Raw genomic sequence first — 26028 nt, 5'->3', positions numbered from 1 at the left:
TTTGAAGTACGGTTAAAACCCAATGTTTAAAGCAGCCTGATACGATTTGAAATTCGGCATCGTGCTGTGGTCAGTGCCGCGGTCCCAGGCCGAGTTAGCTGTACCTGAGCTGATTTCTGGATCGAAGCCCGTGTATTTAGTCAGTGTCCAGATGTTACGTCCCGACAAAACAAGCTGAAGCCGTTTCACACCCGGAATTTTGAACATACGTCCGAAATCAAGGCCAACTGAGATGTTACGTAGGCGCAGGAAGGAAGCATCTTCGTAGAAATAATCTTTTGTACCATTGGCCGTACGTTGCGCGTAAACACCCCGGTAGAAAGCCGTCCAGGCACCCGTTTGTCCGTCAATCGTGAATGGATTGGCGTAATCGCTATGAATACCGTCCCGATACATCCACTCTTTTGTCTGATTGTAGAGGTGGTTACCATTTACCCAGTCGAGTTGAACGTTGAACGTCAGGAAGTTCTTGTAGCTAAAGTCGTTGATGAACGACATGTTGAATTTCGGGTTCGGATCGCCGAAGCTGAACTTATCCGCTGTGAAATAGGGCTGTTTGGTGGCTTTGTTTACTACGTATCCATTGCTGGCAACCGTGTATAACTCCTGATCAGCCTGCGCAATAAAGGGGTTACCGTTCGCATCTTTCGCATCGACCGCATGAATGGTTTTGTAACCATAAAGCTGCCCGATTTTCTCACCAGCTTTCAGTACGTAGTTGGTGCTACCGGCATTCGACGTAACGACAATCGGCGCATCGCCCCGCACGGATATGATTTTAGACGATTGCTTCCCGAAATTGACCGTCGTATTCCACTTAAAATTTGAACCGCTATACACCGTCGAATTCAACGACATCTGTATGCCGTTGGACCCCAGCGTAAAGGCGTTGTCCGTCAGTTTGCCTAAGCCGACCGATGGTGCTACGTCGACCTGGTAAATGGCATCTTTCGTTTTCCGGTCCCAGTACGTAGCAGATAGGGCAACAGCGTTCAACCAACTTGATCCTTTTAGCAGGCTGAATACCATGTCGGTACCTATCTCCAGTTCTTCCGATACCTCTACACCCAGCGCCGGGTTGCTTTGCTGGTTAGCGTAGTAGAAAGCTGTAGTCGTACCAACGGTTGTTGGCGTGATCGTTACGTAGCGGTCAAAGGGTTGTGGCTGAATACCGGCCTGACCATAGGCAGCCCGTAATTTCAGCTCAGGCAGGAACCCGTTAACCGTACTGTTCTGCCAGAAACCGAGCGACGACAGACGTACATAAGCGTCTCCGCGTGGGAACGTAAAGGGCTTAGATCCCTGTCCAAATGCCGACGAATAATCACTACGGAAACCGCCAGATATTCCCAGCCATTCCCCATACTCAAGCCGTTGGTTTACCAGATATCCGTACGTAATGAATGGTTCAGCGTAATCGCGATAGACCCGCCACGACGATGCGTTCGTTGAATTGTAAGGCGAGAAAGCGGCTGGCAAACCAAGTGCTACGTTGGTGTATTCAGTGTTTCTACTGTTCCGATAATCAAAGCCAACCTGCGTAACTGCCTTGATTGGAAGGTTTGAGGCAAAATCCTGCTTAAAATCAAAAACTGCCGTTGCCGTGGCCAGAAAATTCTGGAACAGTTTCGTATTCAGGTACTTTGTCAGATCACCGTTCGCATTGGTGTTGTAGTTCGATATATAGTTTGTTGAACCCTGCGTCAGCCAATACTTGATATTGGCATTGTTCGACTGGTTAAAGAATTCCAGATCCCGGTTCTGAAACTGGTAGTTCAGACCATATTTCGCGTCCAATTCGACGAACTTCGGAAACTTATAGTTCAGGTTCAGGTTCTGAATAATGTCAACTTTATTGTCGTTGTTCCGCGTATAAGCCTGCCGATACGTAGTGTTCGACGCGTTGATACCGATTGTCTGGTTCATATTCAGCGGAATGGAACCGTCAGTAGTCGTCAACGAGAAATCGGCTAACGGATACGCATTCAGCATGTTGTACAGAATCGTCCGGTCTACAGATTTCAGCGTATTTTTGGTATAGGCTAACTGCGTGATTGAACGTAGCGTAAGTCCTTTTGCCAATTGCATACCGATGTTTGCCGACAGGTTGCTCCGATCCAGATACCCGTTGTTGAGAATGTTACTTTCCTGATGGCTGTTCGATACCGAAATACCAAAATCCGCTTTCTGACTTCCGCCCGAAATGGCAATACTGTTATTAAACGTATTGGCTGGTTTGAAGAAATAAGCGAAGTGGTCGTGGTATTGCAGGTTTGCATTATACGGTTTGCTATTGGTAGCCGTTGGATCGGTCGAATTGTACTGAACGTTTTCCGTATAAATACCATTGGTTGCATCATACGTAATGGGTTTGCCCGATGAGCCAATGATGTTATTGCTGGCATCCGTAGCAAACGCGTGATACATCGCCTTGCTGACTCCACCATTATTCAAATACGTATTCTGCGCAATGCTGGACGAAATGTCGATGCTCAATTGACCGTTTTTACCTTTTTTGGTGAAAAGCTGAATAACGCCGTTGGCCCCCTGAGCACCATAAATCGTAGCAGCGGCTGCCCCCTGAACAACTTCGACGCGTTCGATAGAATTCAGATCAATGGTTTGCAGGCTTGTAGCACCCATTTGTATCCCGTCGAGCAGGATCATGGGCGTGGTACTCCGGTTAATCGTGTTGATACCACGTAGCAGAATGTTCACATCGGCACCCGGTGTTCCGCTTCGGCTGGTGATTTGCGCGCCTGGAATTTTACCGATAAGCGCCTGATCGACAGAGGCAGAAGGCGTTTGCGGTAATTCTTTCGACGAAACGGCATCAACTGAAATACCCAGCTTTCGTTTGTCGGTTGCCACCCCTACCCCAGTCACGACGATTTCCGAAAGTTGTTTGATATCGGATTTCAGTATAACGTTTACGGTTGTACTCGCCCCTAATTCAACCTCTTTCGTTTCCATCCCGATGAAGGAATAAATCAACGTGCCTTTACCCGGAACTGACAGCGAATAATTTCCGTCGCTATCCGTTACCGACCCCACCGTAGTACCTTTTAATACAACTGACACGCCCGGCAGCGAACTGCCATCATCAGCAAGGGTGACCTTACCTGAAATTTTTCGCTCCTGTGCCAAACCAAAGGAGCAGATTGAGCAAACCAGTAGAAAGCTCAATAGTAACTTTTGCCTCATAGGTATTTTAGATTAATTAAGTTAAGAAAGAAGTGTTTTGGCAAAAGTAAATTTGGCAAAATGCAGATCAAAGCAAATTATTAAAAAAATTATATTATAATTAGTATTGTACAAGACTTATAGGCAAAAAATATAATTTTAATATTTTTGTTTTTCATAGTCAATTATAACTATCTATAAGGTTTCTAGGAAAATTTTATAGCAGTAATAAGGCAATATTATTATATTTTTTAATTAATATTTATAATTCAACAAATCTATCAATATTAATAAAGTTCTATTTTCAGAAATATTGAATGGAAAGATTTTGGAGGATTTTTTAAGTATTTATACTCAAAAATTTAATATATAATTAGCTGAACCAAAGAATAAATTAAATTTTTCCCATTTACAGATATATATTATTCTAAACCAAACAATATACATGTATCTTATTTCTCATTTTTATATTTATCATTATAATCTACTATGTATTTTGTTTACGTCTATAGTTATATGCTGTAAAACAGAAAATAATAAATCTAGAATAGATTATACGAATAAAAGCTTGAGCGCTGCTGAAATCAGGTTTCCAGCAGCGCTCAAGCTTTTACGTTCAACTGTAAGTGATAACTATAAACCTTCAACCTTCACGTCAATACGTCCGCGAGCATTTACGACGGCCAGCATGGCAGTCGGCGTCAGGTAAACCTGATCTGGTTTTATTTCGTCTATTTTCCCATTGATGACCACTCCCTTTGCTAACTGATTGTTTTTAAGTTGCTGCTGGAGCAGTTTCTGCATCTCAGCAATCTGCGAGCCTACCGGAATGGTTAGTTGTTTTTCCAGCGTTCGGGAAAACGTACCTTTCAGCAGCCAGTTCGCTGATTGAGCCAGTACGTTCCGTGTGTCCAGATCATATTCCAGGTCTTTCAACGAAATGGTTTGGTTATGAGCATCGTAATACGGACGACCGCGTAGATAAATATCGCCGTTAAGTGTTCCTTTCAGACCAGCTTTAACAATCAGATTTTCATTTTGGCCGTACATATCCATACTTGTGATGGTGATCTGGTAACGGTTATCAGCAAACGAAAACGATTTTCCAACGAACTCTTCGGCGGCAATTTTGGCAACTTCCGGATAGGTAGCTTCGCTCAACAGGCCAATCTGAAAATCATCCCGAACTGTTGAGACAACCGTTAAATCAGGCAACGAAACCGCCGGCTTCACCTCGGGCTTGGCACCGGTGGTTGTCAGCGTATACCCTTCAATTCCAATGGTTGAACGTATCACACGACCCTCAAAACGTAATGGCGTGATGAGCACCCGTTTGGGCACAATCTGTAAATACGTTCGGTATTTTTCAGAAATTAAATAAGGTTCGCGCAATGTATTCCAGGCTTTCAGAACAGGAGTTTTCAGGTCAACATTCCGGCGAATCTGCGTATCGAGCGCCTTCGTGATCGTCCCCAAATTGTTGTCAATCGCGCGCGATACCAGGCTTGTGACTGGTACGTTCATGCCAATGATGTTCACTGTGGGTTTCCGCACCCAGCCGTAGCCATCCCCCTGCGTCTGTGTATGCACCGACCAATCGGGGTCCAGATCGAATTTAGTTTTAAAGCGTAAATCAATCTCGAACTCAGTTTCCTTATACTGCGTAAAACCCAGCACCGAAACACCTGCTTTAGCCCAGATTTTCAGCGGAACGACGAAGTGAAACAAGCTATCCTGCGCGCTCAGAAGAATGGTGCCTCGCTTCCAGACTTTCACCATGAATTTATCATTATGGTTGTCTTCCAGGCTGTTATCCTCGTAAATCAGGCCATTAACCTGCGCATTGATTTGACGTTCGATGTCGTTCAGCGCGATGGATACCGGCACGTGAACCGTTGACAAAAAGCGTTCGTTGCGAACTTCCATTTCGGTAGTTTTGTAGGACTCTTTCGGCGCTTTCGTGGTTAAGCGGGTGCCGGTTAAATGATCGCAACTTAAGAGAAAAAAATTGGAACACAGAGCCACACATAGTAAAAATGGAGTTGCCCGGGGAAACGTGGTAAAACTCTGTTTTTTTCTGAGTTTCTCTGCGATATACCCCTTACCGAATTGTAACCTTAGTGGCCCCATAGCCAAACTTCTGTTTCTGGGCGTCTTCAAAAAATTTAACGTTTGGATGTTGACCTAATCGCTTGTGCAATTCCGTCCGAAGAGCACCGCTACCAACGCCGTGAATGAATGTAATATCGCTCATGCCACTGGCAATAGCGTTTTCAAGGGCCCGTTCGAACGTAGTAAGTTGCAGTTTCAGCAAATCCGCTGATGTACGATTGCCCGCTCCGTTCGGCAACAGCGCTTCTACGTGTAAATCGACTACCGCACTCGGGCGATCCACAGAAACCGGCTCCTGATCTGATTTGGGACGTAGCATTTCAGCTTTCAACTCGTCAGGACGTAACGTAACAGGTTTCGGCGCAACAGGCCGGTTGCTGTTCGGCAACGTAGCATCCGATTCAGAACTTTCAGCATCCAGCTGCGTCAGAAAACCTGGCTGATTAAGAACCGGAACAGTTGTTTTGTTTTTGAAGAATGTAGTAGCGCGCGCTTTGAACCGTTTTACGAGCGGTTGACGTAACGACGATTTGCCAGCCCGAAACCACAACCCCTGCACTACAAATGTCGGCCAGCTTTCGAAGGATGCATGAACGTAGTGATCGTTAAACTTCTGCTGCGATTTAGCTTTCAGTACGCCACTTTGAAGCCCCCTAAACTGTGTTCCGCCCCCCGGGGCAGCCGATTCCTCACCCACTACGTAGGGGAATTCCCAATCGGTATTATTGATAAGATGCAGGGTATACTCACGATCATTGACAGCCACGAATGCCAGATAAATACCCTGATTCGCCAAAATAGCTGAAGCCGTAGGAGCAACCGTTTTCTGAGCGGCAAAGGGATTATTTTTCAGCAGCCGCTCAGCTTCAAGTGGTGATACCGGCACCAGTTCAGACCGCATTACCGGTACCCGAAAGCCGTCTTCAATCTCAATTTCAATCATGCCATTCGGTAAAAACCGTGACACAACGCCCTGCTCTTTTGCCCGGAGCAGCCGGACTTTATCGCCTATATTCATAGTAAAAATCAGTCGTCAATCATTTGCCCTGAAAGCCGGAGTCTGTCAGGAATAAACTCGAATTTATAACGTATCGTTTTGGAGATTGTGTTCCGTTACGTTCAATAGATTTGCTACGTTAGCAGTTTTCAATCCCGCGATACGTATCGGCTCCATCCAATCCATCGTCTTCTTTAAGTGCAATCCCTGTTATTTGTAATCGGAAAGCGGAATGTATCAGGTGCATAATTTTGTCGGCAGCCTCTTTTGGTTTGAGACCTTCTTCCCGGATATTCGATACGCAGTTTCGGCGCTCGTCGGTAAGTCCTGATTTTGGGTCAAAAGTGAGGTAAGCTCCCAAACTATCGAACGAACTAAGCCCTGGACGCTCACCAATGAGCATCACTGCCAGTTTAGGACGTAGCAAATCACCAATGGAGTCCGTAATGGCCACCCGCCCCTGTTCGACCAGTAGGATTGGAGCGAGGGAGTAGCCTGTCTGTCGCACTTTTTCAATTATATAACGTACTACGTTACCGGCATGGCGCATAACAGCGGTTGCTGATAGGCCATCGGCTATAATGATGCATATATCAGCAGGTGGACTTTGTACGTGTTGAAGCAACTCGATAGACGTATCGTTCAAACGTCTGCCAAGGTCTGGGCGTTGCAAATAAATATCCCTTGTAGTAGCCTGGCTATGAATTACATATATCGGCAAACCGGTTGGCGCTAGCTCGACCTGTAAATCATCAACTTGCAGTTGCGAATAAACAGCATCTTTGGCGTGAGCATGGGCCAGTTTAAATTGCAGGGATTCCCGAAGTGGAATCGATACACCGGTTTTTCCCAAAGCGATTCGTGCTTTCGTATACGCTCGAAGCGACGCCCATTCGTCGGGCTCTATGCCTGATTTTTGAGGCTCGTTCATGCCGGGAGCAAGGCTGCGTACAATTTTTGGGGTACTCCGTCAGACAACCGGTTGCCCTGATTGTCGATAATACGTTGGCGTAAAAGCCATTCTTCAAATTCAGGAGCAGGCCGCAGTCCGAGCGTTCTTCGCAGATATAGCGCATCGTGAAACGAGGTCGACTGGTAGTTAAGCATGATATCATCGGCACCCGGAACTCCCATAATGAAGTTGACTCCTGCCACACCTAACAGTGTTAGCAAGGTATCCATGTCATCCTGATCGGCCTGTGCGTGGTTGGTATAACAGATATCCATGCCCATCGGCAAACCCATCAATTTTCCGCAGAAATGGTCTTCCAGTCCAGCCCGAATGATTTGTTTGCCATCGAACAGGTACTCTGGTCCAATAAACCCAACGACCGAGTTCACCAAAAACGGGTTATACTGACGGGCAACGGCATAGGCCCGAACTTCACAGGTCTGCTGGTCGACGCCGTGGTGCGCGTTAGCGGATAAGGCACTCCCCTGCCCCGTTTCAAAATACATCAGATTCTGACCGAGCGTACCCCGTTTTAGCGAAAGTCCGGCCTCGTATGCTTCCTGCAATAGTGAACAGTTGATTCCAAAACTGGCATTGGCTTTCTCAGTCCCTGCAATTGACTGAAACACAAGGTCGACCGGCATTTGCCGTTCCATCAGTTGCAACGTAGTGGTAATATGACTCAGCACGCAACTTTGCGTAGGAATGGCAAATCGTTCGCGCAACTCATCGAGCATTAAAAGCAATCGCGACGTAGCAGCCGGGCTATCCATAGCGGGGTTAATACCGATCATAGCATCGCCACCGCCGTACAAAAGCCCGTCGATAACGCTGGCCGCAATGCCTTTGGCGTCGTCGGTGGGATGGTTGGGCTGGAGACGTACCGACAGATGTCCCCGCAACCCCTGAGTATTTCGAAATCGGGTCACTACTTCGCACTTTTTCGCAACCTGAATCAAATCCTGATTCCGCATCAATTTCGAAACAGCCGCCACCATTTCGGGCGTAAGTCCGGGCGAAAGTTGCTGCAGTCGTGCGGACGTAGCATCGTCGCTCAGTAGCCAGTCGCGGAGTTCACCCACTGTAAATGAGTTGATTGGCGAAAAGGCTGTTACGTTGTGTGTATCAATAATCAGCCGGGTCACTTCGTCGGTTTCGTACGGAATGACGGTTTCGTTCAGGAACGTAGTCAGCGGTACGTCGGCGAGAGCCATCTGGGCAGCCACCCGTTCTTCGTAACAATGCGCCGTAATTCCCGCCAACGTATCGCCCGAACGTAGCGGACTTGCCTTGGCCAGCAACTGCTTAAGGTCACCAAAACGATACGTAAAACCACCAACTGTACACGAATAGGCCATAATTTTTATATGTATGAGGCAGGAAGTAGGATACATGATAGACTACTCACAGAAATTGATAAATACTTCATACCCCATACTTCATAAATCTCTTCCTGTACCACTTAGCCCCCAGAAACACGCCCATTACCCCTAACAATCCGCCAAAGAAAAAAAGGCTCAGATCGCTATAAAAATACAGCATTGCGGTCAAGGCTACAATGGCAAGTAACAAGGCAATGGCGGGCAAAACCGGGTAAAAAGGTGCTTTAAATGGCCGTGGCAGTTCAGGATGGTTTTTCCGAAGCTGGAACAACGAAAGCATACTGACAATATAGACCACAACGGCTCCGATAGTGGAGACAATCACTAATTTACTGGTATCCAGTACTAGTAGCGCCCCTATTCCAAAAATCGCACCGACCAGTAACGCCCATAGGGGTACTTGCCGCCCGCTACTGACCGCTGACAACCCACGCGGAAGATAGCCCTCTCTCGCCAAGGCGAAAATCTGCCGGGAGTAACTAATGATGATACCATGAAACGACGCGATCAGGCCGAACAGACCAACGCTGGTGAAAAATTTTGTCAGCGGATTTTGCCGACCCAGCACAATGGCAACGGCTTCGGGCATGGGGTAATCGAGATGATCAAGGTTTTCCCAGTACGTAATACCGCCCACACTGATCATCACGGTTATAGCCAGGAAAGCCAACGTAATAACGGCCGAGATGTAGCCCTTAGCGATGGCGTTTTTTGTGTCTTCAACTTCCTCCGCCACCATCGCTATGCCTTCGAGACAAACGAACAGCCAAATAGCGAACGGCAAAGCCGCAAAAACGCCCGACCAGCCAAACGGCATGGGGTTATGCAGGAACGTATCGAGGCTGGTATGCGGATAAACCACACCAATGAAAAGCAGCAACTCGCCAATGGCAATAACTGTCATGATCAGCGAAAACCAGGCCGCTTCCTTGATACCCAGCAGATTAATGCCGGTGAATACGATAAAAGCCCCCACCGAACACCAAATTACCGGCACGGCCGGATACAAGAAATGAATATAACTACCCAACGCCAGCGCGATGGCGGGCGTAGCAAACAAAAACTCAATCAACGTAGCGTAGCCCGCTACCAGCGCCCCCACCGGCCCAAATGCCCGGAAAGCATACGCAAATGGCCCGCCAGCGTTCGGGATGGCCGTTGTCAGTTCAGTAAAGCTGAATATGAACGTAATATAAAGCAGCGTGATGAGCAAGGCCGCCAGCAGGAGTCCAACACTTCCCGCCACTCCCCAGCCATAATTCCAGCCGAAATACTCACCGGAAATAACCAGACCAACACCTATGGCCCAGAGATGTACGGGGCCCAATGCTTTTTTGAGTTCGGAAGAGTTATCTGCCATGAAATCAGGAAATTATCGACTGGTTGTACGTTTTGGTCAAAATTACAAGCAATACGTTGTTAAAATGGCTGGTTGTAGACGTAAAATCAGTAGAAATTTGTTACGTTATTATATCGGACAAAAAAACGAGTTCAGTCCGTGTAAAGCCGCTCTATTAGAGGTCAGCGTTGTAAATTATTCCTGCGAAATTGATTACATTTGATTCTTTGTACACCCTATCATGATTGCCCCCGTCAACGAAAAACTTGAACTTGCTCATCAATTTGTACTGCACACCAACCGGAATATTTTCCTGACCGGAAAAGCGGGTACAGGCAAAACTACTTTTCTGCATCAGGTTAAACAGTTAAGCGCCAAACGAATGGCAGTTGTAGCCCCTACGGGCGTAGCAGCCATTAACGCCGGGGGCGTCACCATCCACTCCTTATTTCAACTCCCCTTCGGACCGTTGGTGCCAGGGTCGACACTACGGGAAAGCCGTAAGTTTAATAAGGAGAAAATCCGGCTTCTGCGCACGCTTGACCTACTGATCATCGACGAAATCAGTATGGTTCGGGCTGACGTACTCGATGGCATTGACGAAGTGCTACGTCGGTATCGAAACAGCGGGCAACCCTTTGGGGGTGTGCAACTGCTGCTCATCGGCGATATGCAGCAATTACCACCCGTGATTCGCGATGAGGAATGGACGTTACTGAAACCGCATTACGAAACGGGTTACTTTTTTGGGAGCAAGGCGCTACGTCAAATTCCCTACATTTCCATCGAGTTGACGCACATTTACCGGCAGGCCGATGCACGGTTTATCAGTCTGCTCAACAGCATCCGCGAAAAAACGGTCACTCGCGAACAGTTAGCCGACCTCAACCAGCGCCATATTCCCAATTTTGCGCCCCATGATAAGGAAGGCTACATTACCCTTTCAACGCACAATACTACCGCTCAGCAAATCAACAGCAACAAGCTGAACGATCTTTCAACCAAGCTATACACGTTCGATGCGACAGTAGAGGGTGATTTTCCGGCCAGCAACTATCCCACAGAAGCTAGTCTGGAACTGAAAGTCGGTGCGCAGGTCATGTTCATCAAAAATGATATCACCCGCGAAAAACGGTATTACAATGGTAAAATCGGACAAATAGTCGACATCGATGATGATATCATCTACGTCAAATGTGGCGATGATGAAGATGTAATTGACGTATTACCAGTTGATTGGACAAACCTGAAGTACACAATCGACCCGACCACCAAAGAAATCAAAGCGGATGCAATTGGTACGTTCCGGCAGTTTCCGCTCAAGCTGGCCTGGGCCATTACAATTCACAAAAGTCAGGGGCTGACATTCGAAAAAGCCATTATCGATGCGTCGGCGGCTTTTGCGCACGGGCAGGTATACGTAGCGTTAAGCCGTTGTAAAACCCTCGATGGGCTGGTGCTACGTTCCCCAATTCCGTCGCACAGTATTAAAACGGAGCAGACGCTGGAGGATTTTCACGATGAAGTGCAGCAGCAAACCCCCACCGAGCAGCACCTGCGCGACTCCCGACGTACCAACCAGCAAGTATTGCTTCAGGAGTTATTTTCATTCGAACGGGCCATTTCACTAACGTATCGCTGTCGCCGGGTCGTCAATGAGCATTCCGGCAGTTTAGAGGCTGAATGTGTCTCTATTCTAACCGAGTTTAGAGATTTATTGCAGAATAAGGCTCGCAACGTAACGAATCGATTCCAGGAACAACTACCTGTTTACTTCGCTGAAGTGCCCTTACCCGAAGAAAACGATACGTTACAGGAGCGGATTCGCAAGGCGGCTGCTTATTTCCAGGCCTTACTTGGCGATGAACTTCTACCCCTCCTCTACCGCTGCCCCACCGACTCCGACAACAAGCAGGTACGCGAATCACTGCTCGAAGTGCTCGATGAACTGGAAAAAGAATTATTCGTAAAACTTCGCTCGTTCGAGAGTTGTCGGGATGGTTTTGAGGCATTGGCTTATTTAAAAGCCCGCAACCACGCCGAACTGGATTTTCAGCCCGAACGTAAAAAACTGGAGAAAGAGTCCAATACGTTCTCTGACACCCCTGGTCGCGGAGGGTTATATGGTGCATTGATGAAATGGCGCAACGATCTGGCGGGCGAGCATGATACTTCGGGCTATATGGTGCTGCCCCAGAAAACCATCGCCGAACTGGCTAAACTTCGACCTACCACTCTCGATGAACTTTTGTCGATCAAAGGTTTTGGTAAAACCAAAGTGAAACAGATTGGTCTGGACGTATTGGCCGTCATTAAAGACTTTCTCGAACGCCCAAAACCCACAAAAGAAGTCAAAGAGAAAAAGGTCAAAGAGCCGAAAGAGGCTAAAATCCCTTCTATTACGCAGACGTTGGCCTTGTTTCAGGCAGGAAAAACCATTACCGAAATTGCTGTAGAGCGCGGTTTTGCCGTTTCAACTATCGAAGGTCATCTGGCCCAATGCATCGGTAAGGGAGAGTTGCCAGTCGAAGCGGTTTTACCTTCTGAACGTATCCAACTCATCCGCTCCCACCTCGAAGCAGCTCCATCTATTACGTTCACTGAACTCGTTCAGAATATCGGCAACGGCGTTACGTACAGCGAGATTCGGTTTGTCAATAGCGCGATTCGGGCGGAGGTTGGTGAAGGTGAATGAGTTATAAAGTTGTAAGGCTCTAGGATGTATAGTCGGCTGACGCGCTGTTGTACTATACACCCTAGAGCCTTACAACTTTATAACTCATTAATACTAATACCCTCCATAAAACTTCCGTAAACCCCATTCAACGGCCGCCAGCGTCAGTACAAGGAAGAAGAGCCAACGCCAGTTTATGAGTTCATTCATCTCTTCGGTGCTAGTCAGACGGGCCGGGTGCGGACGAGATCCTAGATTACGTACAAGCTCATCGATACGGTTAACCGTGTAAAACTGCCCGCCCGATTGTTGCGCCAATTGACGTAGCATCCCGTGATCGGCAGTAGTATTGATGGCTTCAAGCTGAAGATCACGTACTACAAATTGTCCCGCCGATTGTTCAGAGCGATTGTTTACGTTGGCCGTCGCGCGGAATCGATACGCGCCTTCGGGTAGGCGGCTGATTTCGAAACGGCGGTTCGCCGATGTGGGCGTATAATTGTAGGAACGCGTTACACCTTTTTCATCGGAAATTTCCAGTCGAACAGGTTTATCGAAGACCTCTTCGTAAATGTCATTGTACATTTCGGTTTCGAAAATCACTTTCTCACCAGCAACGAACTCATTTCGAATCGGATACACGCGCAGTTTCCGGCGGTCTTCTTTCACTGAAATCAGTTGAATCACTTTCTGAAGTAACTCGTCTACCACCTCCTGCTTATCTGTCAGCGCGAATTCTTCGAGCCGCCAACTCCAAAGGCCTTCTCCAGCCAAGACGGCTGTTTTACGGGGGCTTGTTACGTTCAAAGCCAGCAGTGGCTTGGTGGTACGCACACTACCGACCTGCTGCCAAAGTACTACTTCACTGCCCGGCTGCAACCTGAATTCACCGTAAGGAGCAAGTAAGGGCGGCAATTTGGACAGGATATCGAGTTTTGCCGCGTCCAGATTCAGTTGTTTGAATTCCGGGTTAAAAACACCCGTTACTTTATCCCCCTGATTTGACTGAGCCGCAATCTGCACTACCGAATTCGACGTATTAAACGGGCCCACCGCCGACTGATTACCCAGTATAAAAAGCGTGGGTGTGTTTCTGGCGAGATATTTCTGAACTAACTGATTACCAACTCCCCCATTATCCGGAATCTGGTGCAGAATAAGTAAATCATACACTTTATCGGGCAGCGGAGGAGCCTCGGCAGGTGTGCCAGTCAGAATGCGGATATCTAGTTCGTAGTTTTGACTTCGCTCCAGAATGCTGCGGATTGCTTTTATGTCTGGATGTGGTGCCAATGCCAGCAAAAGGACTTTTTCTTTCCCGTCAATGACGTCCAGATAAACATCCTGGCGATTGTTTCGAGTACTGAATTCACCTGGCTGGGCCAGAACTTCCACAACGTAGTGCTGAACTCCTTTTTGCGTGGCTGTCGTATTGAAAGTTACCTGATTGAACGTATCGTTCTTAGTAAAATTGACCGTCTGACGACCCAATTCTCGGCCACCCTGCCGAAGCACCACCGTCGCGCTACGTCCCTGAAAGCCACTGCTGACAATTTCGGCCTGTACTGGGAACTGGTTGCCGAGGTACGCAATTCGGTTGGCAATCACGCCACGCAGTTGCACGTCACGCTTGGCCACCGTATCGCCCAGGCCCACGGTCTGTACCGTAAATGGATACTGCCCAAACGTCGGCGAGAGTCCCTGATTGAAAATCCCATCCGACACCAGCACTACGTCGGTCAGATTACGTCCCTCATAATCAGAGCGAATTCTCGACAACATGCCCGACAAATCGGTGGTACGTTGGGTAAACGGAATCTGTGTGAGGTCGCTTTCGGTAACGGTATCGCCAAACGTACGTACCGATACGTCCAATCCTTTATCGGCCAGTTGCTGACGTAGCGTTTGCAAACCTGTAAGCGCCTGATTCAGCGCTGGTCGACCGGCAGCGGCAACCGATTCCGAATTATCGACGGCCAGCACTACTTTCGGCTTTTCGGTCAGTGTGCGCAAGCTGCGAATCAGAGGATTTAGCAGCAAAAAACACAGAAAGCTAACGATAGTGAATCGTAGTGCCGCCAGTCCATACGTAGTACGCTTGTCGAACCCGCCCACGGTAGTGGAACCGCCCGCCACCAGACGCGGCAAGGGTTGATACATAGCAAATGCATACGCGGCACCCACCAGCAGGCACACCAGAATCCACCAGGGAGAAGTCTGAAAGATGAAATTCATGAAAAGTCGTTAGTAGTCACGGTCCGCCGTTGCGCCGGGCCGCCGGAGCGGTCAGTCAATAGTGATTTGTCGTCAGCCGCAATGATACGCTACTACTGACTAACGACTGATACCTAACGACTAGTATTAAGTTAACATTCCCCCATCCACTTGCAGCACCTGACCGGTGATGTAGCGCGACAGATCAGACGCCAGGAAGACGGCACAATCGGCCACCTCGTCGGGTTGCCCACCGCGCTTCATAGGAATCTGTTGCTTCCATTCTTCAAGGGCTTTTTCGTTGATTTCGCCCGTCATTTCCGTTTCAATAAATCCCGGCGCAATAGCGTTGGAGCGAATATTTCTCGACCCCAATTCAAGTGCCACCGATTTGGTAAACCCAATAATACCCGCCTTCGACGCAGCGTAATTGGCTTGCCCGGCGTTACCCCGAATGCCAACTACTGACGTCAGGTTTATGATTGACCCGGCCTTCGCTTTCATCATGGGTTTGATGGCCGCTTTGGTAAGATTGAAAACTGACTTTAAATTAACGGTAATAACGCTGTCCCATTGTTCTTCCGACATTCGCATCAGTAAACCATCTTTGGTAATACCTGCGTTATTAATCAATACGTCGAGTTTTCCAAAATCAGCAATAACCTGATTAATAAGCTCTTCGGCAGCCTGAAAGTCTGATGCATCGGAGCGGTAGCCTTTTACCTGACCACCGAATGCCCGAAGTTCTTCTTCCAGCGCCTGTCCTTTTTCAACACTCGACAGATAGGTAAAGGCAACAGCGGCACCCTCCTGCGCGAATTTCTGAGCCATAGCCCGACCAATTCCACGCGAGGCACCTGTAATCAAAGCAACTTTTCCCTGTAGTAAACTCATTTTAATGAATAATATATAATGGATGATGAATAATGAGTAGTTAATGGAGTTAGAAAGTCAGGTAGTTTCGATTATTCATCATCCATTATACATTATTCATTCGTAGCAGGTCAAAATTAGTGCTTTGGTCGGAAACGGCAAGGTGTTACACGGGTTTTGGTTTCGTGAATAAGCTACGTTACTTTGTCAAAAATTAGTTGCCTACCGACATGCGTTACTGCCTACTCTCTACCGTACTGTGGTTCACTCTGACAACCGGATCGGCGCAGAAAATCCACGCTCATAACGACTACGAAAAACCGCGGCCTTTACTAAATGCCTACGAACAACGAGCCGATTATATTGAAGCCGACGTTTGGCTCCGAAACGGTAAGCTGGTGGTATCGCACGAGCAGCCCAAAGCCAACGCCCCTACGCTCGATTCGCTTTATCTGAAACCTATTGCGGGCTTCTTTCAGCAGTATAAAGACAGACCGAGTCAGGAACGTGATTATACGTTTTCGCTGGTCGTCGACATTAAAGACAATCCGGCCGAGGTGCTGCCGAAACTCCTTGCGCTGTTACAGGAAAATTTGCCTTCCTTCAACAGAGCGGCCAATCCAAGAGCGGTGCAGGTTGTTATAAGTGGCAACCGGCCCAAAATTCCGGTTTATTTTGATTACCCGCTATTACAATTTGATGGACGGCCAAGCGAAGTTTATGATGAAGAAACCCTTCAACATGTCGCACTCATTAGCGACAATTTTAAGTTATATTCACAGTGGAATGGCGAAGGAGAGCTTCCCGAAGCTGATAAAGAAAAGTTAAAGCGTGTGATCAAACGGGCGCATAGCGACAAAAAACCAATCCGTTTCTGGGCGATTCCCGATAATCCAAATGCCTGGAAACAACTTAAAAAATTGGGTATCGACGTAATAAATACGGATAAAGTAGCCGAGTGCGTACAGACTATGCGCTAACGTAATATTTGAATTCATGTCAGCGAAGAATTTTTACCAGACACTTTATCATCCTGACCAGCTTTTTCGGATAGCCGACGAATCCTGGGGGATTGAAACCGACGTCGACGTAGCACCATCTATTACGTCCGTTCCTTCCGATTTAGTAGATGACCTGGAAGCTATTGCCCGTAACGTAGCACCTGTTACGTCAGAACCTGTTCACGTTACGTTGGTTTCTAACGTAGTAGTTGTCACAGAACCCGTAGCATCAATAGCAGCCAACGTACCAGAACCGTTGCCAGAACCGCCCCCCCGTCCAGTTGTTCCTTCGATTTTGCCACCAATTCAACCCAAGCCCCGAATGCCGCAACTGAATCATAAAGTTCTGCTGCTGGCCGACGAAGAACTGGATCCCAGTAACCTGCTCTTTCTGGAAAAAATTCTGAAAGCTGTTAACCTCAATATCGACGGCGTTGATTTGTTGAATCTACACGGGGTGAAGGATGTCAATTTTGCCGAATTGCTACAGGGTAAATACATCAACCATTTCATTACGTTCGGTGTACCTTTCGAACGACTTCATCTCGATATTATGATGGACCGTTATTCGCCAGTACGTTTCGAAGGTATTACGTTTCTGATGGCCGACTCCCTGCCTACTATTGAAGCGGACCAAAACCTAAAAAAACGGCTTTGGGGGGCATTACAACGTATTTTCCTGCGCTGATCCGAGTATCGAATTAATTCATTTACAGTACATTTCTACTGCCGGGAGCAAAGCTTCCTTCAGTCTTCACGTTATGTCTTTCAAAAAAAGTACGCCTATCTACTTCGCTATTCTGAGTCTTTTCTCACTATTCGCCCATGCGCAACAGGCTGTTTCCAGGAAATCACAAATCGAAACTTATCTGTTAAACGCTAACCAAAATGGTTCGTTTAACGGAAATGTGCTGATCGTTGAAAATGGGAAGATAATCCTTCGAAAATCAATTGGTTACGCAGATGCGGGCAAACAGGTTCCTCTAACACCATCTTATCGTTTTCACATCGGTTCAATCGCAAAAGAGTTTGATGCAGTGGGAGTAATGATGCTGGTGGAGCAAGGGAAACTATCCTTAGACGACAAACTATCTCAGTTTTTCCCCGAATTGCCGGAATGGTCGAACCAGATCAGCATTCGTAACCTCATGCAATACACCAGCGGGTTACCGGAAATCAAGTATCAAACGGTACGCAGCGATGCCGATAACTGGAAAGACCTGATGGCGCTTAAGCAGTTAGATTTTGCTCCGGGCAGCCAGTATGCTTACAATAATAACAATACGTTCTTACGCCGTCAATTGATTGCGAAGGTCAGCGGACTGAGTTTCAAAGATTTCGTAGACCAAAAAATGCTGAAAAAGATTGGTATTAAAAATGGCATTATTGATCCGACAGACGCTGACTCGCTCATGGCTAAGTCGTTCAACAACGAGTTCAAACAGGACAAACTACAAGCGCCCATATCTGGCTGGGTCTGTCTCAATCTTGATGATTTTTACAAATGGTCGGAAAGCATCAATGCCTTTGCGTTGATCAATCCGGCGTCAACAAAATTTATCCTGACACCTTTTGCCACAGACAAACAGGCTGGACTTGGCAAAGGAACGATGCAGAATAATCGCGTTTTAACGCACATTCACGATGGAGCTGCCCTACGGTATCAGGCACTTTTGATGGTGGATACTGCCAAACGAAGAACGATTATCTTACAGACCAATCAGAAACACGACAACGTGTACGATCTTGGAAACGACATCAGCGCAATGCTGGATAAACCTTAGTTATAAGCTTTTTATAGGGTATAAGACGTAATGACAACGTAACACCCTCCAATTTGACCGTTACGTTACGTGTTCACGTTACGATCATCCATTTCCAGATCCCTGCGATAGAACTACCAACGCCCCAAACCGAAATGAGCATGAAGACAAATCCCATTCCTCCAAATACGTACACCAGGAGGTAGTTACCCTCCAGCACTACGTCGTCGGGGTCTGAAGGGTTGTAATAAAGCGTCACTTCCTCGCCAATCTGATACGTTGGCGGATTCCGGCCCTCTGAACTGTGAAAGACGCGTTCTATTCCGTCCTGTGTGCGGTAACGTATCGACGGCGCCACGGGGTATTCGCGCGGCTTCAGGCGGTGCATGCTAATAACAATGCCTTTTGTAGCAATGCCATTTTTTACTAAATCCTGATGGTTCTTGTAGATGTACCAGGCGACGCCAGCCAGCGAAAGCCCGATCAGGAAGAAGAAAAGAACAAATAAATCGCCAGCAGGGAATTTCATGAAAAGATAGTGACGGTAGGATTGTGGGCTAATATTCAATTAATAAAGCGCTGAAATCCAGTATAAATCAACAACGAGCCTGATTGAGCCAATAACTGGCTGATTTATTACGTCAATTCGCAATTAAATCACTGTTAAGTGGAGATATAGATGTGTTGCAGGATATAATTCTGAGTTGCCCCCCACAGAATAAAATGACTGCAAGTCAGTACGTTACTACTAGTTCTTGCAGTCATTTTATTTTATGCAAAGTAATTCGACTAGGTCCAATATAAGATTGGCGCATTCGGGAAACGCCGTTGCCACTCGGTATAAAAAAAATCCTTCATTTCTTTCATTTCCTCGGGCCGATAGACATACTTGGTACCACCAAATTTATTACGTTTCTGAGCGCGCGTAGCTTCGTCCATCTCTAGCGACGTATTCGGATACCACTGCAACAGTACGTCCTTAGAACCGGGCGTAAAGCGATGGCTGATGAATTCAACGTTCATGTCGCAAGGAAAATCAATGACCTCGGCGATACGGTCGAGCAAGGCGGTGTAGTGCGCACGCCAATCAGGAATGGGCATAATCGGTGCAATAACTACACCAATGGGGTATCCGCCACCACCTGATTCTTTCGGAAGTGCCAGCTTACGGAGTGACTGCAAACGGGCCTCCACTGAAGCCGTGCCGCCCTCCAAACGACGGGCAACCATATCTGCATTGATGCTGAAGCGGGCGCGAGTTTGGCCGTTATGAGGTAGATTGAGCAGATTGTCTACCTGGTCATACTTAGAAACAAACCGCAATTGTCCCCTTTCTCGCCCTCCAAAATATCGGATGCACTCCGCCAGGCTACCCGTCAGGTGTTCGATGCCTAGTACGTCGGTGTAGCAGCTCACCTCGAAGGTAGTTGGCCGATTGGCGTCGTTGCCCTGCCAGCTCCGGTTGGGCGGGTAAGTACCTTCGTAGGTGGCCGTATGGGCAAGCATTTTGGGCAGATTAGCATACGCCCGCACTACTGGCGGACCCGCTAAACTACCTGCTAAATAGCAATAATGGCAATGCGCCGGACACCCTTCAGCCAGATTCATCTGCCAGTCGGCGGAGGGAGGAATAGGTTGAAGTTTGAAGGCACTCGGTGGAGCGTTTACAATTGCTAACGTATTCTTGGCCAGACGATACGTCTCCCGTTCATCGGCCCCACGCAGACCAGTGATGCGGTTATTTTTGGCAATTTCAATGGGTAAGTCAAGGGCTGATATACGTTCGTAAATAGACTGGCCAAACGGTTCATTAAGTGCGTCGGCCGTAAAAACAACCCGCTTGGGCATCCAGAGTCGAGGGGATTTTACAAGAGGGAGAGCCGTTGATTTTGCCGTTGTAACTGGCATTGATTCAATTGTCATAACGTAGTTGAAGAACAGATAGATACCGAGCCGAACAACTCGTAACCTGTACGTATTTATAACACATTTATACCGTAGATAGCTCCTTAAACAAGCACTTATTTAGTAGATTAAACAACTGACTATAAGCAAATTATAGAAATTTTTAATTAAATAATTTTTATTTTAAAACGACAGAATGTAGAGTCTTTTCATATGGCTCATTCATCTTTTTTACCACCCTCAACTCAGCGTGACCGATTATTCCTGACAGAAAATTTATTGAAAAATAGTTACCCTTCATCACATTGTATTTGCTTTAATGAAGCACTATTTACGTATTTACAGCCGTTTTCCTGTTAACAACCTGTGCCGACAATCGGACGTAGTGTCCGGAGCTGATAATGACGCTAACCCAACGCTTTCGAGCTTTTTTTTCACGGCCTGCGCCGATAAATCTTTCATTGCCTAATCCTACGCTACGTAGCACTATTGTAGCGAACGTAACGCCTGCAAACCAGCCCGTTGCTACGTTCCTGACCGCTCACCCTATTACGTTGACACCATCTGAACCTTTACCCGATTGGCTGGCTGATGAAGAATCGCTACGTGACGAAGGTGTTCTGTTCGGCTTGTCAGACGCCCGCCCCGATGGTAAGATTGCTCAAATTCGGGCTTATTTCGGGCAACAGTCGGCTCCTCTGGAGGAAGCTATCAATCAATACACCGATCAGATTGGCGAAATAAATCAATTCATAAACGAGCGGAAAACACGTACCGAAACGCTTCGCAATCAGTTAGATGAGTTACGAAACGCGCATCCCGCATCCACTAACCTTATCCGAACAGCAGCTAGCCTGCTTTTGTCGGTAATCATGTGCGTTGGTACGTTCTATCTGATCGACGAAACGCTACGCCCTGCTTTTCCCAATCGATGGGTGGCGGTTGGTGTATTTCTGGCGGGTATGTTCACGCTAGCGGGCCGAACGTCGTTCTTCTATGAAACGGGTTCTCGGTTGACCGTAAGACGTTTGGTAGAGGAAGTGAGTTTGCCGCTTGCTACATCGATTTTTATTCTGGTGCAATCGCTGGAGACAAAATCGACAGTACAGGCCATCGGTTTGTTTTTGTTTGTCTTTTTCCTGTTTCTGCTCGGTGGAAAACTCCTGCTCAGTACGTTGACCGCCCTACAGAACGACATTAACATAGTAGTCGCCAACCGGCAACTAATGGTTCGTAAACAGGAAGATCTCCCTCGCCTGGAAGCCGAAATAAATCAGCTTGTTCGCGAGGTAGATAGCCTGCGAACTCAGAAATGGCCGTTTGTTACGTTTCAAAATCAGGCCGAAGCGAAACGGGTTCAATTGAACACTCAGCGCGACAGACTTGTTAATCTATTTATAAGCGAGTTTGAACTAGCGCGAAGTCTTCGTGAACGACTCACGGAGTCTCAACGCGATGCTATTTTTAAATAGAGTTGTATGCTGTAGAGTTATAGAGTTGTAAGGTTATAGAATTATAAGGTTGTAGAGTTATAAAACTCTGCGCCCCTATAATCCTACAACTTTACAACTCTATAATTTTTTATGCCTATAACTTCATAACAATGCAACCCTACTTATGGAGCCAACAAATAGCCCCGACTTCCAGCACGGCTACAACAGCGGAATGGAAGGTGTGAATCGGGAAACTTACGAAGGATACCTCTCCAGTCAGATTAGTACAGACTGGCTCACCGAGCGCATTCAGGAGAAGCGGACGGAGCTGACAAATCTCGACCGTCAGTTAGCCGACGCTACCGAAGATAACCGCTCCGCTTTTGCTGATTTGCAGAACCATGTTCTTCAGGTAGAGCGATTATCGAAACAGGTTAAACAGAAAGAAGACGACCGGCAGGCCGTTGAGGTTGAACGCGATGCGTTGAAGGAACGTCGGGCTAAACATGCACCTGACTATTCGCTGCTGGCTGGTTTGCTGTTTCTGGTTGCGGGGATTTCCTTTCTGGCAGGCGATTTGATTATTTCGCACGAAATCGTAGCCTACGCGCTCAACATACGTAACACCAACGAAGCCTGGGCGTTTGCTTTCGGTCTGGCAATGGTTTCTATTCTGCTGAAACCTGCCTACGACCGACTGATTGAAAAACCGTATCAGGAAAATCCGGAGCAGAATCGCTCGAAATATGAGAAGTTCAAGATAATTCTAGCAGTGTTCTCGGTTCTGACACTGGCTGTGCTGGGCTGGTTCCGGTATGAAGCTTACCGAACAGACCAGTTAAAAGCTGCCATTAACAAATCAGTAAAGCAACTTCAGCTCAACACCGATCCATCGGCCGCTACGCAGGTACTTACCCCGTCGACGATGAACAAGATTGAGAAACAATTGAGCGAATCGAGCGAATTGAATCTGGCTCTGGTAAATAGTCCGTGGGCGCTGTTGTCGTTTGTGTTAAGTGGTATTTTGTTCGCACTGGCGGGTGCTGTCTGTTTGGGGATTGCGCTGCCGGTACTCTCGGCCTTCTGGTTTAGGTGGTTGCAGGCCGATATTAAGTTAGGAAAACTACGTCGTCGGTTAAAACGTATCAATAAAGAAATTGAACCTCTCGAAGCGCAGTTGGCTGAACAACGGTCACGCCAGGAGGTGTTGCAGCACAATCTTGACTTGTTACCGTCGCTGAACGGTCTTCGCGAACAGCGGCAGGCGCTTCAAAACGAAATCAGCGATCTATTGGCTGAACTGAAATTAGCACAGACCGACAGCCGCATCAGCAATTTCAACGATGGCTACGGACAAGGTGAAGCAACACGTCACAACGGCATGAGCGACGATGAAAAACGGCAGGTTCAGAAAGAAATGGGGAATCTACAAACTAATGGGCGCAAACGTACCGACGAGCCACGGTCAGTGAATACTCCTTCAACCACAAATGGAGCTAATGGCAAAACCAACGGATTACGTCCTTACCAGAACGTTCGGAAGTTTTTGTCTGATGGCTTGTAAACGTGCGAGGATCAAGAAAAACGAATGCCATTACTTCCTCCCAGTAATGGCATTCGTTTTTTACTGCTAATTGAGAAGTGGTAACAGCACCGTGAAATGGCCATCTTCGTCCCGGATTTCTATGTCGGTTTGCGCCAGCATCTGATATTTGGCCGCGATGTTGGCCAGACCGATGCCGTTGCTGGAACCCCGTCCATTTTTACGTTGCAGGTTGTTACGCACCCGTAAGTGACCGTCCTTTGTTGTCGCAATTTCTATCAACAATGGATGATCCGACAGAACCACGTTATGTTTTACTGCATTTTCAACCAGCAGTTGCAGCGTCAGCGGTGGTATGGTATAATCCATATATTCTTCCGCTACGTGCATCTGAACGTCAAGACCAGCCCCATGGCGCGTTTGCAGCAAATGCGCGTAAGATTCGATGAATTTCAGTTCAGTTCCGAGTTGAATCAATTCCCGGTCGTTGGAACGTAGCAGATAACGGTACATATTCGACAACTCGTCAACAAATACACTAGCCTGCTCCGGCGCTTCATCGATAAGCGCCGATAGGGAGTTTAGCGAGTTAAAGAGAAAGTGGGGGTTCACCTGGCTCTTTAACGAGTCGAAACGAGTTTGCCAGTGAGCTTTAGCCAGTTCTTCTTTTTCACGATACGTTTGCCGCCATTGACGCATGACGTACCAACCTTCATAGATGCTGAAATAAACGGCGTAGTAAAATAACTGTATTCCCAACGATGTTACGTAATCAACCGAATCTATCCAGAGCCTATCCCGCGAACCCAGCAGTATGTGTAAAACGTAGCGAGAAAAAACGGCAGCATTCACCAGTATTACACTGAGCAGGAGCATTTGCCAAAGCCTTTTCTGTGTACGTTCCAGGCCAGGAAATCGCTCCTGTAACTCCAGAATAACGTAACGGTTCAGTTCCCAGAACCCGTAGCCAGCAATCATACCAACCAGTATAGAATCGAAAAGTGTTTTAGGGCTGGCTTCAAGCCAAAAGGAAAGTCGGAAGAAAATATTCCCGAATAGAAACAGACCAATCGGTCCGAGCCAGCGCAGGCGGGTATCATTGATACGTATCATGGCCGACTAACTTCGGGAATAAATTGAGTAAGCGTTACAAAATATCCCAAAACAGCCTGAAAACCGTATTTGCTCATAGAGGATATTGCGATGTGGGGATGGTTCAAACGCTACTGTTTTCGATAAAAACAATGCTTTTCTTATACTTATATAAATCAACAGGCACATTAACGTATCCTGTTGCTCATAACAACGCAATATATTAAATTTATTTGATAAGTAAACCTAGCACTAAGCCTCCCAGAATCAGCGCGTAAGGGGGAATTTTGGTATATAAAAGCAGGCAGATGGTCATGATAACCATTCCTACCGATGGCCAGTATGGAGTCATTGGCTCAAACAAAGCAAGTGCAGCTGCGGCCGTCAGTCCGGTGCTGGCGGCATTGATGCCCCCCAGCGAAGCTCTTACAACCCGATAGCGCTTTAGCTGCTCCCAAAATCGGTAAACAAAGAAGATCAGGAACGTACCAGGTAGGAATATTCCAGCCGTGGCTACGCAGCTCCCCCACAACTGTCCGGAAACGCCAGCATCGCGCATCGACAATGCCCCAATGTAGGGCGCAATGGCAAAAACTGGCCCCGGAATAGCCTGCGCCAGCCCCAATCCTGACAAAAACTCCTCCCGCGTTAGGTAGTGCTTGAACGCAACAAACTCGTTATAGAGCATGGGCGTAAGAACCTGCCCTCCCCCAAACACGAAGCTTCCATTGCGGTAAAAGTTCTCGAACAAACGTACCGGCAAGGAGCGCGTAGCCGCCCCAAGCGACGCAGCCGCGACAAAAACGCCCAGCCATAGAAAAAAATTAGCCCACTGTATTCGCAGGGGCTCTTTCGGCATTCGTTGCTGTTTCTCGTAGGTTAGGGCTGTTGTGAGTCCGCCAAGGGCTATGACGATGGGAGTCATCACCGGCGACCGGAATACGTAACCAGCCAAAGCGGCCGTCAGTGCCAGTGCCAGGCTGATTTTGTCTTTTATTACAATTCGCCCGATCCGATAACCAGCCACTACCAGAAATCCGACGGCCATTGGTTGAATGAAGCGAGTAAATTGCAGGGAGAGATTGTGGCGTTCAAGATAATAGATCCCGATTGCTGCAGCCGTCATAATACTGACGGCGGGCATCACCCACACCAAAAGCGTTAGATATGCCAGATTCGGGCCGCCAATTTTAAACCCAATGGCCGTGATGGTCTGCGTAGATGTTGGCCCCGGCAATACCTGCCCAAGGGCGTTCAATTCCATCAATTCACTTTCCGAAACGTAGCGTCGTTTTCGAACAAAAAGGTCGTGAAGCATAGCCAGATGCACCTGCGGACCGCCAAACGTAGTAAGCGCCAGAATCAGCACATCTTTCAGGAAGATGATGTATCGGATTCGACGTACAGGTTTAACTGTGGTCAGATAGGGCAACATGCGTTACGAGTCAATTAGGGTTAGGGAGTCACAAACGCAACTATTCGCAATAGGACACCGATTTTTATAATTCCTATGGTTGATTACGATCTGCACAAATCACAGGGATCATAAAAATCGGTGTCTTATT

19 protein-coding genes are annotated in these 26028 nt (G+C 47.4%); 7 read left to right on the top strand and 12 right to left on the bottom strand.

The window, feature by feature from the left end:
• Window positions 1–12: 12 nt before the first annotated feature.
• The 6 genes from ACYVF1_RS25230 to eat form a co-directional block, all read right to left on the bottom strand.
• A complete protein-coding gene (locus ACYVF1_RS25230; RefSeq protein ID WP_461084152.1) occupies window positions 13–3204 on the bottom strand; it encodes a SusC/RagA family TonB-linked outer membrane protein in 3192 nt (1063 codons plus the stop codon).
• 612 nt (window positions 3205–3816) lie between these two features.
• Window positions 3817–5109, bottom strand: a complete 1293-nt coding sequence (locus ACYVF1_RS25225; RefSeq protein ID WP_461084150.1) for a DUF4403 family protein — start codon at window positions 5107–5109, stop codon at window positions 3817–3819.
• 175 nt (window positions 5110–5284) lie between these two features.
• Complete coding sequence (locus ACYVF1_RS25220; RefSeq protein WP_461084148.1) at window positions 5285–6313, bottom strand: Smr/MutS family protein; 1029 nt, start codon at window positions 6311–6313, stop codon at window positions 5285–5287.
• 118 nt (window positions 6314–6431) lie between these two features.
• Window positions 6432–7223, bottom strand: a complete 792-nt coding sequence (gene eutC, locus ACYVF1_RS25215; protein ID WP_461084146.1) for an ethanolamine ammonia-lyase subunit EutC — start codon at window positions 7221–7223, stop codon at window positions 6432–6434.
• Window positions 7220–8602, bottom strand: coding sequence for an ethanolamine ammonia-lyase subunit EutB (locus tag ACYVF1_RS25210; RefSeq protein WP_461084144.1), 1383 nt, complete (start codon window positions 8600–8602; stop codon window positions 7220–7222). The genes eutC and ACYVF1_RS25210 overlap by 4 nt, the downstream gene beginning before the upstream one ends.
• Before the next feature lie 67 nt (window positions 8603–8669).
• Window positions 8670–9986, bottom strand: coding sequence for an ethanolamine permease (gene eat / locus ACYVF1_RS25205; protein WP_461084142.1), 1317 nt, complete (start codon window positions 9984–9986; stop codon window positions 8670–8672).
• 220 nt (window positions 9987–10206) lie between these two features.
• On the opposite strand from eat, the gene ACYVF1_RS25200 reads away from it, so the two are divergent.
• Window positions 10207–12660, top strand: a complete 2454-nt coding sequence (locus ACYVF1_RS25200) for a helix-turn-helix domain-containing protein (RefSeq protein WP_461084140.1) — start codon at window positions 10207–10209, stop codon at window positions 12658–12660.
• Window positions 12661–12753: 93 nt separating this feature from the next.
• Here the strand turns inward: ACYVF1_RS25200 and ACYVF1_RS25195 are convergent, their stop codons facing one another.
• On the bottom strand, window positions 12754–14874 hold the full coding sequence (locus tag ACYVF1_RS25195) for a VWA domain-containing protein (RefSeq protein ID WP_461084138.1): 2121 nt from the start codon (window positions 14872–14874) through the stop codon (window positions 12754–12756).
• Window positions 14875–15000: 126 nt separating this feature from the next.
• Window positions 15001–15747, bottom strand: coding sequence for a 3-oxoacyl-[acyl-carrier-protein] reductase (fabG, locus tag ACYVF1_RS25190; protein ID WP_461084136.1), 747 nt, complete (start codon window positions 15745–15747; stop codon window positions 15001–15003).
• A gap of 209 nt (window positions 15748–15956) precedes the next feature.
• On the opposite strand from fabG, the gene ACYVF1_RS25185 reads away from it, so the two are divergent.
• The 3 genes from ACYVF1_RS25185 to ACYVF1_RS25175 all read left to right on the top strand — a co-directional run bounded on the left by ACYVF1_RS25185 (window position 15957) and on the right by ACYVF1_RS25175 (window position 18511).
• Window positions 15957–16706, top strand: coding sequence for a phosphatidylinositol-specific phospholipase C/glycerophosphodiester phosphodiesterase family protein (locus ACYVF1_RS25185; RefSeq protein ID WP_461084134.1), 750 nt, complete (start codon window positions 15957–15959; stop codon window positions 16704–16706).
• 16 nt (window positions 16707–16722) lie between these two features.
• Window positions 16723–17415 carry a hypothetical protein gene (locus ACYVF1_RS25180; RefSeq protein WP_461084132.1) on the top strand — a complete coding sequence of 231 codons (693 nt, stop codon included), beginning with the start codon at window positions 16723–16725 and terminating at the stop codon, window positions 17413–17415.
• A 73-nt stretch (window positions 17416–17488) separates the two neighbouring features.
• Complete coding sequence (locus ACYVF1_RS25175; RefSeq protein ID WP_461084131.1) at window positions 17489–18511, top strand: serine hydrolase domain-containing protein; 1023 nt, start codon at window positions 17489–17491, stop codon at window positions 18509–18511.
• Between the two features lie 73 nt (window positions 18512–18584).
• On the opposite strand, the gene ACYVF1_RS25170 is transcribed toward ACYVF1_RS25175, so the two are convergent.
• Window positions 18585–19019 carry a DUF3592 domain-containing protein gene (locus ACYVF1_RS25170; RefSeq protein ID WP_461084129.1) on the bottom strand — a complete coding sequence of 145 codons (435 nt, stop codon included), beginning with the start codon at window positions 19017–19019 and terminating at the stop codon, window positions 18585–18587.
• Window positions 19020–19279: 260 nt separating this feature from the next.
• Window positions 19280–20338 (bottom strand): spore photoproduct lyase family protein, encoded by a 1059-nt coding sequence (locus ACYVF1_RS25165; RefSeq protein WP_461084280.1) that lies wholly within the window; start codon window positions 20336–20338, stop codon window positions 19280–19282.
• Between the two features lie 376 nt (window positions 20339–20714).
• Here ACYVF1_RS25165 and ACYVF1_RS25160 point away from each other — a divergent pair, with 376 nt between their 5' ends.
• The 3 genes from ACYVF1_RS25160 to ACYVF1_RS25150 all read left to right on the top strand — a co-directional run bounded on the left by ACYVF1_RS25160 (window position 20715) and on the right by ACYVF1_RS25150 (window position 23392).
• The gene (locus ACYVF1_RS25160; RefSeq protein WP_461084127.1) at window positions 20715–20864 is read left to right on the top strand and encodes a hypothetical protein; all 150 of its coding nucleotides are present in this window, start codon (window positions 20715–20717) and stop codon (window positions 20862–20864) included.
• On the top strand, window positions 20857–21867 hold the full coding sequence (locus tag ACYVF1_RS25155) for a hypothetical protein (protein WP_461084125.1): 1011 nt from the start codon (window positions 20857–20859) through the stop codon (window positions 21865–21867). Before ACYVF1_RS25160 ends, ACYVF1_RS25155 begins: the two co-directional genes overlap by 8 nt.
• Window positions 21868–22012: 145 nt before the next feature.
• Window positions 22013–23392, top strand: coding sequence for an AAA family ATPase (locus ACYVF1_RS25150; protein WP_461084123.1), 1380 nt, complete (start codon window positions 22013–22015; stop codon window positions 23390–23392).
• Window positions 23393–23458: 66 nt separating this feature from the next.
• Here ACYVF1_RS25150 and ACYVF1_RS25145 read toward each other — a convergent pair whose 3' ends face one another.
• A complete protein-coding gene (locus ACYVF1_RS25145) occupies window positions 23459–24484 on the bottom strand; it encodes a sensor histidine kinase (RefSeq protein WP_461084121.1) in 1026 nt (341 codons plus the stop codon).
• Between the two features lie 208 nt (window positions 24485–24692).
• Window positions 24693–25898 carry a chromate efflux transporter gene (gene chrA, locus ACYVF1_RS25140; RefSeq protein ID WP_461084119.1) on the bottom strand — a complete coding sequence of 402 codons (1206 nt, stop codon included), beginning with the start codon at window positions 25896–25898 and terminating at the stop codon, window positions 24693–24695.
• Window positions 25899–26028: the final 130 nt, after the last annotated feature.

Source organism: Spirosoma flavus (assembly GCF_054778555.1).
This window is presented reverse-complemented; position numbering and strand designations above follow the sequence as displayed.